The 10,048-nt window shown below is 69.3% G+C and carries 10 protein-coding genes and 4 pseudogenes; 8 read left to right on the plus strand and 6 right to left on the minus strand.

The features are described 5' to 3' along the window. Positions 1-427 (plus strand): annotated as a pseudogene (rnhB, locus tag GJ632_RS14810) (ribonuclease HII); the annotation flags it as partial. Positions 428-475: 48 nt separating this feature from the next. On the opposite strand, the pseudogene GJ632_RS14815 reads toward rnhB, so the two are convergent. The 4 genes and pseudogenes from GJ632_RS14815 to secF form a co-directional block, all read right to left on the minus strand. Then, positions 476-844, minus strand: a pseudogene (locus GJ632_RS14815) (Hsp20/alpha crystallin family protein). Positions 845-951: 107 nt separating this feature from the next. Then, positions 952-1,161, minus strand: a complete 210-nt coding sequence (locus GJ632_RS14820; RefSeq protein WP_089808835.1) for a hypothetical protein — start codon at positions 1,159-1,161, stop codon at positions 952-954. A 160-nt stretch (positions 1,162-1,321) separates the two neighbouring features. Further along, positions 1,322-2,892: pseudogene (locus tag GJ632_RS14825) on the minus strand (preprotein translocase subunit SecD). Further along, the gene (gene secF / locus GJ632_RS14830; protein WP_089808839.1) at positions 2,892-3,776 is read right to left on the minus strand and encodes a protein translocase subunit SecF; all 885 of its coding nucleotides are present in this window, start codon (positions 3,774-3,776) and stop codon (positions 2,892-2,894) included. The pseudogene GJ632_RS14825 and the gene secF overlap by 1 nt, the downstream one beginning before the upstream one ends. A gap of 132 nt (positions 3,777-3,908) precedes the next feature. Between secF and GJ632_RS14835 the strand changes: the two genes are divergently transcribed. Then, positions 3,909-4,289, plus strand: coding sequence for a hypothetical protein (locus GJ632_RS14835; protein WP_191453363.1), 381 nt, complete (start codon positions 3,909-3,911; stop codon positions 4,287-4,289). A 157-nt stretch (positions 4,290-4,446) separates the two neighbouring features. Then, positions 4,447-5,364 (plus strand): glycosyltransferase family 2 protein, encoded by a 918-nt coding sequence (locus GJ632_RS14840; protein ID WP_191453364.1) that lies wholly within the window; start codon positions 4,447-4,449, stop codon positions 5,362-5,364. Between the two features lie 17 nt (positions 5,365-5,381). Here the strand turns inward: GJ632_RS14840 and GJ632_RS14845 are convergent, their stop codons facing one another. Continuing rightward, positions 5,382-5,858: a DUF5812 family protein gene (locus GJ632_RS14845; RefSeq protein WP_089808849.1), complete on the minus strand. Its 477-nt coding sequence runs from the start codon at positions 5,856-5,858 to the stop codon at positions 5,382-5,384. A gap of 68 nt (positions 5,859-5,926) precedes the next feature. On the opposite strand from GJ632_RS14845, the gene GJ632_RS23925 reads away from it, so the two are divergent. The 4 genes from GJ632_RS23925 to GJ632_RS14860 all read left to right on the plus strand — a co-directional run bounded on the left by GJ632_RS23925 (position 5,927) and on the right by GJ632_RS14860 (position 7,834). Continuing rightward, positions 5,927-6,214: a hypothetical protein gene (locus tag GJ632_RS23925; protein ID WP_231751584.1), complete on the plus strand. Its 288-nt coding sequence runs from the start codon at positions 5,927-5,929 to the stop codon at positions 6,212-6,214. Next, positions 6,118-6,519 (plus strand): GNAT family N-acetyltransferase, encoded by a 402-nt coding sequence (locus GJ632_RS23930; protein ID WP_343161198.1) that lies wholly within the window; start codon positions 6,118-6,120, stop codon positions 6,517-6,519. Before GJ632_RS23925 ends, GJ632_RS23930 begins: the two co-directional genes overlap by 97 nt. A gap of 101 nt (positions 6,520-6,620) precedes the next feature. Next, a complete protein-coding gene (locus tag GJ632_RS14855; protein WP_191453365.1) occupies positions 6,621-7,319 on the plus strand; it encodes a phosphatidylcholine/phosphatidylserine synthase in 699 nt (232 codons plus the stop codon). Continuing rightward, complete coding sequence (locus tag GJ632_RS14860; RefSeq protein ID WP_191453366.1) at positions 7,316-7,834, plus strand: VTT domain-containing protein; 519 nt, start codon at positions 7,316-7,318, stop codon at positions 7,832-7,834. Before GJ632_RS14855 ends, GJ632_RS14860 begins: the two co-directional genes overlap by 4 nt. Before the next feature lie 6 nt (positions 7,835-7,840). On the opposite strand, the gene GJ632_RS14865 is transcribed toward GJ632_RS14860, so the two are convergent. Beyond that, positions 7,841-8,374, minus strand: coding sequence for a hypothetical protein (locus tag GJ632_RS14865; RefSeq protein ID WP_191453367.1), 534 nt, complete (start codon positions 8,372-8,374; stop codon positions 7,841-7,843). A 138-nt stretch (positions 8,375-8,512) separates the two neighbouring features. Here GJ632_RS14865 and GJ632_RS14870 point away from each other — a divergent pair. Next, positions 8,513-9,804 (plus strand): annotated as a pseudogene (locus GJ632_RS14870) (glucose-6-phosphate isomerase). The last annotated feature ends 244 nt before the right edge of the window (positions 9,805-10,048 follow it).

The following is a 10,048-nucleotide window of genomic DNA, read 5'->3' on the forward strand; positions in this document are numbered from 1 at the left end:
TCGCCGTGTCGTCGCCGTCGGTGTCCACGCCGTCGCCGCCGTCGCGCGGGACGGCGACGAGGTGGTGACCGACGCCGGCGACGTGGACGAGGCCCGGTTCGGCCGCCGTGTCCGCCGCGGCGTGGCCGACTCCGGAACCGAGGTGTCGGTCGTCTCCGAACACGGCGCCGACGAGACGTACCCGCACGTCGGCGCGGCGAGCATCGTCGCCAAGGTGGAACGGGACGCGCGGATGGCCGCCATTGGCGACGACTACGCGGCGTACGGTCCGGTCGGGAGCGGATACCCGAGCGACCCGACCACGCGGGAGTTCCTCCGAACCTACGTCGACGAGACGGGCGAGTTACCCGACTGCGCGCGGGCGTCGTGGTCGACGTGCGACGACGTCCTCGCCGCCGCCGCGCAGTCGTCGCTGGCGGAGTTCTGACCGAAAAAAGCGACCGCGAATCGCGGCGACGCGGGGTCGAGGCCCGCGTCAGGACTGAATCGGTATCTCCTTCCCGGTCGTCGGTGTGCCGGTCACGACGGGAAGCGTCACCTGCACAGGATGCCGTTGTTGTACGTCGCGGTGATGTCCTCGTCCTCGACGCTTCGGGAACCGGAACCGACGGTGGTACGTCTTCGGCCGGCCGCGCGTCTCGTCCTCGCGTTCGGCCGCGACGTTCAGGATGGAGTCGTCCCACGTGACCGTAATCTCCTCGGGGTCGAACCCCGGCATCTCGACGCTCAGGACGAACTCGCCGTCCTCCTCGTACAGTTCGTAGTCGTCACTACCGGTCGCGAACAGTTGGCTCGGGAAGTCGAGACCCTGTGTCCAGGAGTTTGCCGGTCGGTCCGGAAGCAACGCTCGTCACCTCCCGAATCCACGCGAACGTTGGTTCTCGTTCGACAAAAATAGTTTCACATTTTCGAAGACGAGGCGCGGTGAAACGGACCGCGGACGTGGCGTCGTCAGCGCATCTCGTCCAACTCGACGAACGAGTCGTCTTTCGCCGATATCCACGTCGTGAGTCGCTCGTCCTCGTCTGCGTGGAGGGGGTAGACCGTACACTCGTCGGGGGCGTCGTCGTACTCGACGACGGTGCCGACCAGCGTCTCGGTCGGGAGTTCGGAAAGCGGGGCGTCGTCTGCGTCACCAGTCAGGGGGACATCAACGGACATGGTGTAGATTCGTCGTCTGCGTCGTCTCCCGCGCGGGGCGGGCAACTCGGTCTATCACTCGACACCTAGGGGTTCGGGTCTCTCCGACGAGAAACGAACCCCTACACGGTTAGGTCGTCCGCGGAGCGGAAAAAGCCCGACGAAGTCGGGACGGGCGTCCTCAGCGGTCGACGGTGGTCAGGGCGCGGAGGATGTCGCCGTACGCCGGCCGGGTGACGAGGACGCCGACGAGGACGCCGAGGATGGTGAAGATGGCGAAGCCCTGCAGGTCGCCCAGCGACAGTACTGCCAGCGGCGACATGGCGATGATGGTCGTCGCGGCGGCGGCGCCGATGACCCAGAACGCCTTCCGGAAGCGCGACTGGAAGACGCGCCGGGAGGTGACGTCGCCCTCGGCCATCACCTCGTCTGCGATGATGATGAGGTCGTCCACCCCCGTCCCGATGACGGCGATGAAGCCGGCGATGACCGAGAGGTCCAGCGGATAGCCGATGCCAGCCGCGAAGCCCAACAGGATGAGGACTTCCGAGAGGGCGGTCACGATCATCGGCGCGGCCACCTTCACGTCGTTGTAGCGGACGAACACGACGCCGCTGACGGCGAAGACGGCGACGATGCCGGTGATGAGCGAGTCTATCTTGAAGCTCTCACCCTGACTGGGCGAGACGTAGGACGTGGTGCCGCCGTCCGCGCCGGTGAGGTCGAGTTCCGCCGGGAGCGCACCCGCGCGGAGGTTGATGGCGACCTGCTGCGCCTCGGACACGTTCCGGGCGGTCAGCACGAACTGCGGGTTGTTCGCCCACGACCCACTCCGCATGTCGCTGGCGAGGCCGCCGTCCATCCCGAAGGCGTGACCACCTCGCCGTCCACGACGAGGAGGAGACACGGTTCGGTGCCGTTGGGGCTCCGGTCGTACGTACACCGGGTGCCGCCGGGTTGGGCGACGCCCGTCTGGACCATCGACTCCTGGAAGGCGGGCGCGACGGAGGACTTGATGGTGACCGGGACCGAGGGGCCCGAACTCTGTTCCTGCGCGGTGCCGATGCGCTGGAAGTCGTCCTGTTCGAGGACCACGTCGGACTGGTACGTCGTGCTGCCGTTCTGTTGGACGGGGTAGTACGCCTCGACGACGACGGTCCCGCGTTCGGAGACGAGTTGGCGGACCTCGCCGGTGTCGCGGTTCGGCACCTCGACGCGGATGAAGTGCTCGCCCGTCGCCGTCGTCACCTGCTGGACCGACCCGCCGGACAGGCCCGCCTGATTGATCTTGTCCGAGAGGATGCGGACGACTTCGGCGCGCGTCGACTCGGTGACGCCGTCGCGGACCGTCTCGAACTCGTAGCCCGACTGCTGGAGTGCGCTGCCGAACTCCTCTCGGGTGACGTTCTCGGCCGTCACCTCGACCGTGCTGGCGTTGGCCGTCTGCCGCGCGATGACGTCGGCGGAGGATGCGGCCGAGAGGTTCCCGGCGACCTTCTGTTCGACCACGCGCGTGCTGTCGTCGTCGAACTGCACGCCCTCGGCCGTCAGTCCGACGAGGGGCGCGCGGATGCGCGTCCCGCCGGAGAGTTCGAGCCCGAACTTGAGGTTCGTCGGGCCGTCGGCGGCGTTGCCCGGCGCGGCACTGCCGCCCGCGCCGCCCGCCAGCGTCGGCGAGAACAGCGCGAACGTCGAGACGAGGAGGAACACGACGAGGAGGACGACCCGCCAGTTGTCTCGGAGACTCGCCATCAGCGACCCACCCCCTCGAACTTGTACCAGCGAAGCAGGCTGAGGTTGAGCATGTAGGTGTTCATCAGGTCGGCCGCGAGACCGAACACGAGGACGGTCCCGATGGCCGCGAGCAGTTGGATGCCGAACAGCGTGGCGGTGATGGTCATCACGATCATCGCCGAGATGGAGGTGAGCGTCATCGTCACGCCGGTGCGCATCGCGCGGTAGGTGGACTCGTAGAAGTCACCGGAGCGTCGGAGGATGTGGTTGTTCAGGAGGATGTCCGAGTCCACCGAGTACCCGATGAGCATCAGGAGGGCCGCCACCGTCCCCAGCGACAGTTCGATGCCGAGGACGTTCATGAGGGCGACGGGGATGATGATGTCGGAGAACGCCGAGATGACGACGGCGACGGAGGGGACGAACGTGCGGAACATCGCGAACACGAGGATGCTCATCCCGACGAACGCGGCCGCGACGCCGCCGAGGGCCAGCAGTTGCGTGTCACCGCCGAAACTGGCCGACACGGAGGAGATGGAGCGAATCTCGAAGCCAGCGTTCTCGGCCTGTTGCTCCAGCGCGTTAGTGCCGGGGCCGGTCGACCCCTCCGCCGACTGGAAGGTGACGATGTAGAGGCCGCTCTCCGCCGGGACCGACTGAATCGACTCGGGTTCGGCGGAGAACGCCTCCTGAATCTGTTGCTGGGGGTTCGCCCCGTCGACGACGACCTGTATCTCGGTGCCGCCGGTGAACTCGATGCCCTGATTCACCGGGGCGCCAGTCGCGACGTACCACCCCGCGACGACGAGAAGTGCGACCGCCAACACAGCGAGGGGGACCGCCGCGAGTTGGCGATTCGTGTACCGGGTGTAATCGACTTCCGGTACGGTGAACTCAACCATGCGTGGCGTTGGTCATAGCTCCCGAATAAGCCTTCTTATACGGCCTCACGAGACGCTGCGAGGGGCCGAGACGCGTCACCGATGGTCGTGGGGCGTGAGACGCTTTTGTCGCTGGAACCCCTACCGACGCGTATGACAGACTCGCAGACCGACGCGGCGGCGGCAGCGAGCGACGAACTGGCCCGGCGCGTCGTCGTCTCCCACCCCGACGAACTCAGCGCGTGGGCGCGCGACCAACTGGAGACCGAGCGGTTCCGCATCTACCTCCGACGGGTGCTGGACGACCTGACGCCCGGCCACACGTGGGAGGAGTTCGTCGACGTGGGCTGTTGCGGACGCTCGCTGGACGTCCCCCTCCGCATCGAGTCCGTCGACGGCCCCGAGCGCATGGGACCGGACACCGAAATCGAGTACGCGCCCCGAGAGACGGAGGACGGCGAGATGGCCGGCGGGTGGCAGGTGCAGAGCGAGGCGGGACCGAACGCGACCACCGGAAAGGCGCGAGACGAGTAGCGAGAACGGGAGCGACGAGACGATAGCGACGAGACGGTAGCGGCGGGAGAGTGCGACGAGGCGAGGACGACGGGACGGACGGAGCGGTGACCGCGGACGGCAGCGGGGTCGCCGACGAGTCGTTTCGTTTACAGTATTGGCCGGAGACCGCCCGCGTATGAGTCGCCCTCCGCCGACGAGCGTCCTCCTCCCCACGGTCCGGTGGACGGACGCCTGCGACGACGTGGCGGCGCAACTCCGCCCCGAGGACGAACTGCTCGTGGTCTGCGACGGCGACGACGACCCGGTGGCCGCCCGCGCGGACGGACTCCCGGACGGCGTCAGACTGGTCCGCGCGGGCGACCCCGAGCGCTGTTCGGGCAAGGCCAACGCCGTCGCGGCCGGGATGGACGCCGCATCCCACGACCGAATCGTCTGGACCGACGACGACTTCCGCCACCCGCCGGACTGGCTGTCGACCCTCCACGCCGACTACGAACGCCACGGCCCGGTGAGCGAGGTGCCGTTCTTCGTCGGCCGCGACCCGCTCTCGGTGCTGGTGGAACCGCTGTACGCCCTCGGCGGGACGCTCGGCACCCACGCGGGCGACAAGGCGTGGGCCGGCGCGGTGCTGTTCGAGCGCGACGATTTGGACGCGGACGCCTTCCTGTCGGAACTCCGCCTGACGGTGAGCGACGACGGCCTGCTCTCCGAACACCTCGACGCCACGTCGCTCCGGCGGACGCGGCGCGTCCCGGTGGGCGGGAGCGTCCGGGAGTCGCTGGAGCGGCACGTCCGCTTCTCGAAGATAGTGTACCGGCACGAACCGCGCGACATGGCGGTCCTGCTCGCCGTCGGCGCGGCGCTGACGCTCGCCGGCGCGCTGTTTCCGGGACCGGTGGCCGTCCTCGCGACGCTGCTGACGGCGTTCGTCTACGCGTACTTCGGCGTGCGTCGGTGGACCGTCCTCCTGGCGTACCCCGCGATGATGCTGCAGGTACCGCTGTTCGCGTACGGGTTGGCCCGCCGCACCTTCGTCTGGGGCGGGCGACGCTACCGCTGGCCGAGCAAGTTCGACGTGCGCGTGGTCGAGTAGCGAGGAGAGAGAACGTCTCAGGGCATGTACCGGACGGCGACGACGCCGGGGGCGGCCCGAATCTCGACGCGGTTCACGCCGAGGCGGGCGGCCCGCGACAGCGTGTTCTCCTCGTCGTCGGCCACGTCGGCGACGGCCTGTTCCGTCTCCTCCTCGGGGACGGTGATGACGTGAATCTCGCCCGTCCCCGCGCGCTCTCGCCGCGTCAACTCGCCGACGGGTTGGTCGGCGGCGATGTCGCGGGAGTCGGCCGTCGGCGACTCGTCGGACAGTTCGACGGTGACGCCCCACCGCGACTCGATGTCGACCAGTCGGTACGTCACGTCCATCGGCGGGTCGGGGGCGACGACGCCCCGTACGGCGTCGTGACGTTCGACGCCGGGGTTCGACGACAGCGTGTGCACCTGCCCGCTCTCGACGTTCTTCAGCACCGCCGAGTCCTCGTCGGCGGCGGTCACGAGAAACGTCCCTTCGACGCGTTCGTCCTCGGTCATCGCCGGCGAGTACGCCGCGGGCCCTCTTGCCGGTTTCGTCCCCGTCCCGAGCAGTTAATGGGAGCGACGTGGACGCCTCCGACATGCCCGCGCTGTGGCGACTGACTCGAACGGACGGCGCCCGACGACTGTACGAGGCGTTGAAGCGCGTCGGCGTCACGGGGACGCGGATGTACCAGTACGTCGCGGACCCGCGCGACGACGCCGGGGCCGACGCCGACGCGACGGCGTCACCTTCGAGACGCGGACGCGCGAGGAGGTGGACGGCGAGTACGAGGCGTTCGCGGAACTCCTGCCGGACGAACGGGTGCTGTGCGCCGTCGACGGGGGCCGAATCGTCGGCTACCTGTTCGTGAGTCTGGACGCCCGCCACCACCTCCACCCCCTGGAGGAGACGCTTCGGTTCGACGGCGGCTACGTCCGCCGGGTGTTCGTCCACCCGGACCACCGCAACCGCGGCATCGCCACCGCGTTGGTGTCGCGGGCGCGGGAGTGGGCGCGGGAACGCGACGCCGACGCCGTCCACGCCCTCGTCGCCCTCGACAACCGACCCTCTCGGTGGACGTTCGAGGCCAACGGCTTCGAACCCCGCCACGAACACGTCTACTACCGCCTGTTCGGTCTCACCCACCGGTCGATAGAGCGGTTGGAACCCGAATAGAGCGATTGGGAGCACTCGGTGTGTATATAGATTTGTTTTTATTATATACTTCAGAGCGTAATTTTATACTCCTTCGGCCGAGTGGTGCGGGTAGAACCACGATGTCAAACGAAGGCCGGTCAGCGCGCGGCGGGTGGACCGAACGACTCGACAGGCGGGCGCGGCGGGTGGTGGCGTCGTCGACGGGCGACAACATGGTTCGACGACTCACCGTCGCCGACTGGCTGAGTCTCGCCGCCCTGTTCTGGGCGTGGGTCGGCGCGGTGCTGTTCGTCCAGGGCGAGGTGAACTGGGGCATCGTCGCCGTCCTCGTCGGGTTCGTCTTCGACAAACTCGACGGCTACTACGCCCGCGAACACGGGACGCCGTCGGCGTTCGGCCGGCAGATAGACTCCTTCATCGACATCTTCACCTACCTCGTCTCTGCCGCCCTCCTCTACCACGTCGTCATGCGCCCGCACTGGGTCGCGAGCGCCGTCGTCGGCTTCGTCGTCCTCATGTTCGGCGGTCTGCGCCTGATTCGCCACAACGACGAGGGCTTCGTCGGCGACGGCGACACGAGCTACTACCACGGGACGACGGTGGTCCACACCCACCTCGTCGTCCTCGCGAACTACTTCCTGCTGCAGTTCGTTCCGCCGTGGAACGGCTGGCTCGCCGGCCTCTCCATCGTCGCCGTCTGCCCGCTGATGACCTCCGAGTACAGGGCGCCGAAGACCGACGACGCGCACCTCCTCGTCGCTCTCGGCGGCGCCGTCACCGTCGCGCTCTGTCTCGCCATCGAGTTCGGCGTCGCATGAGACTGTTCGCGTCCGCGGCGGCGCGGCGGAGCGCCCTCCGTGGACTCGGACTCCTCGCGCTCTGTCTCCTCCTCGGCGGCGTCGCCGTCCGCGCGTACGCGCCGTTCGTCCTCGACCCCGCGTGGGTTCGCGCGACGGTGGGCGGACTCGGCCCGTACGCCGCCCCCGCGTTCGTCCTCGTGCAGGCGGCGCAGGTGATAGTCGCGCCGATTCCGGGGCAGACGCTCGGCGTCGTCGGCCTGTTCGTCGTCTTCCTGCTCCCGACGTTCCCGGACGACGCCATCTGCGCGCTGGCGGGACTGACGACGCTCCGCTTCCGGACGTTCGTCGCCCTCGTCGCCGTCGGCCGCCTCCCCACCTTCGTCCTCGTCGCCCTCGTCGGCGACGGGGTCGCCGCGGGACGGACGACGACGGCTCTCGGCGCTCTCGCCGCCGTCGCCCTCCTCTCCGCGGCCGTCTACGTCGCTCGCGACCGGTTCGGCTCGGCGGGGTCGGTGGCGGACGACGCCGGCTGACCGCGCTCAGCCGAACAGTCTGTGCGCGGCGGCGACGAGGAGCGCACCCGCCAGCGGAACCGTCCACGACAGCGCCTGCGGAATCGCGTACAGCAGCGATATCAGGGGCGCGAACGGACCGGACGCCGTCGGCCGCGTCACCGTCTCGCCGTCGAGGACGAACGTCTCGGGCATCGACGCGACCACCCCGAGGTACAGCGACAGGAGGAACAGGTAGCCCGCGACGGCGAGGGCGGGTTCGTAGCGCGGCGACGACTCGATACCGCGGCGGTGCCGCCGGGCCACCGCGAGCGTCGGCGCCACCGCCGGGAGGACGACGAGCAGACCGACGACGATGTAGAACGCCCGCGAGAGCGTCAGCGACCCGCCCTGCACCGACGCCGTCTGTCCGATGAGGACGACGAGGGCGATGACGACGAAAATGGAGATGAGCGCGACGGCGAGCCCGCTACACACGACGTACGACTTGAACAGGAGCGACCGACTGCGGCGGAAGGCGTACGGGAACGCCCCGAAGACGCCGTTGTAACCCGATGCCATCGTCGGAAGTTGGGGCGGCTGACTCTTGAGCGAACCGGTCTCTGCTCGAAGGGCCGTCCGTCGGCGTGAGGGCGGGAACGGCGGCGGCCGCCCCACCGAGTACCCACCTTTTTCACCGCCGCCGTCGCCCGTTCAGGCATGCGAGTTGACCTCGGCAACGCACTCTCGACGACGCCCGGCGTCTCGGAGGCGTCGCTCGAACGGCTGGACGAACAGGTCGCCGCGGCGCACGAGACCATCGAAGCGGGCCGCGCCGACGCCGAACACGGGTACGCGGCGCTGAACCTCCCGGACACCGCCGACCCCGACGCGATTCGGCCGCCGTCGAACCGTTCGACTCGCCCGACGCCGTCGTCACCGTCGGCATCGGCGGGAGCGCACTCGGGGCCGCGACACTCTCGGCCGGGCTCTCGGAACCGGACGACCCCGACGCCTACTACCTCGACAACGTGGACCCCGAGCACGTGACGCGCCTCCTCGACACCCTCTCGCTGTCGGACACCGTCGTCAACGTCGTCTCGCGCTCCGGCACGACGGCCGAGACGCTGGCGAACTTCCTCGTCGTCCGCGACGCGATGACCGACGCCGGCGTCGACTGGACCGAGCGCACGTTCGTCACGACGGGCGAGTCGGGCAACCTCCGCGGACTGGCCGAGAAGCACGACCTGCCGTCGCTCTCGGTTCCCGACGGCGTCCCCGGCCGGTTCTCCGCCCTCTCGACGGTGGGGCTCGCCGTCGCGGCGATTCAGGGCCACGACCTGGACGCGTTGCTCGCCGGCGCGCGCGACGAGGCGAGTCGCCTCTCGGGGTCGCTGTTCGAGTCGCCCGCGTACGCCTACGGGGCGGCGTCGTACGCCCTCGCCAACCGCGGCGCGCTGACGAACGCGATGATGCCGTACAGCGAGGACCTCGAGTACTTCGCCGAGTGGTTCGCGCAGTTGTGGGCCGAGAGCCTCGGGAAGGACGGACTGGGCCAGACGCCCGCCCGCGCCCTCGGCGCGACGGACCAGCACTCGCAGCTCCAACTCTACCGCGCGGGACCGCGCGACAAACTCGTGACGCTCGTCCGCCCCACGGAGCGAGCCGACAGAGACATCCCCGAGACGGACCTGGAGGGTCTCAGCTACCTCGGCGGGTCGTCGCTCGGGGAACTCCTCGACGCCGAGTTCGAGGCGACGGAGGCGAGTCTGGCCGCCGCGGGCGTGCCGAACGTGCGCGTCGAGATAGACGCGGTGGACGAGCGCGGACTGGGCGAACTGCTGTACGGGATGGAGGCCGCGTGCGTCCTGTACGGCGAACTCGCCGGCGTCTCCACGTTCACGCAACCGGCCGTCGAGTGGGGCAAGCGCGCCGCGCGCGGACTGCTCGGCGGCGGCGACTTCGAGGAGGCCGACGCGGTGTCGGAGAAGACGCGTCTCGTCGTGGAGTAGTCGCCGCGCTCCGCGTCGAGGCTCCGCAGTCGGAGTCGAACCCGGCGGCGGGACCGGCATTCCTATCCGCCGTCGCGCCGTACCGCCGGCATCGACATGGCCTCCGACGTGTCCTCGTCTCCGTCCGACGGCCTGCCGGCCCCGTCCGGGCGTCGGCGGCGCCGCCGTCGTCGTCGCCTCGCGGCCACTCGACGTCGTCCCCGATCGTCGTCCTCGGCGCTCGCGGGCGTCGTTGGCGACTGGG

Source organism: Halogeometricum sp. CBA1124, assembly GCF_009741955.1.
Lineage (GTDB): Archaea > Halobacteriota > Halobacteria > Halobacteriales > Haloferacaceae > Halogeometricum > Halogeometricum rufum.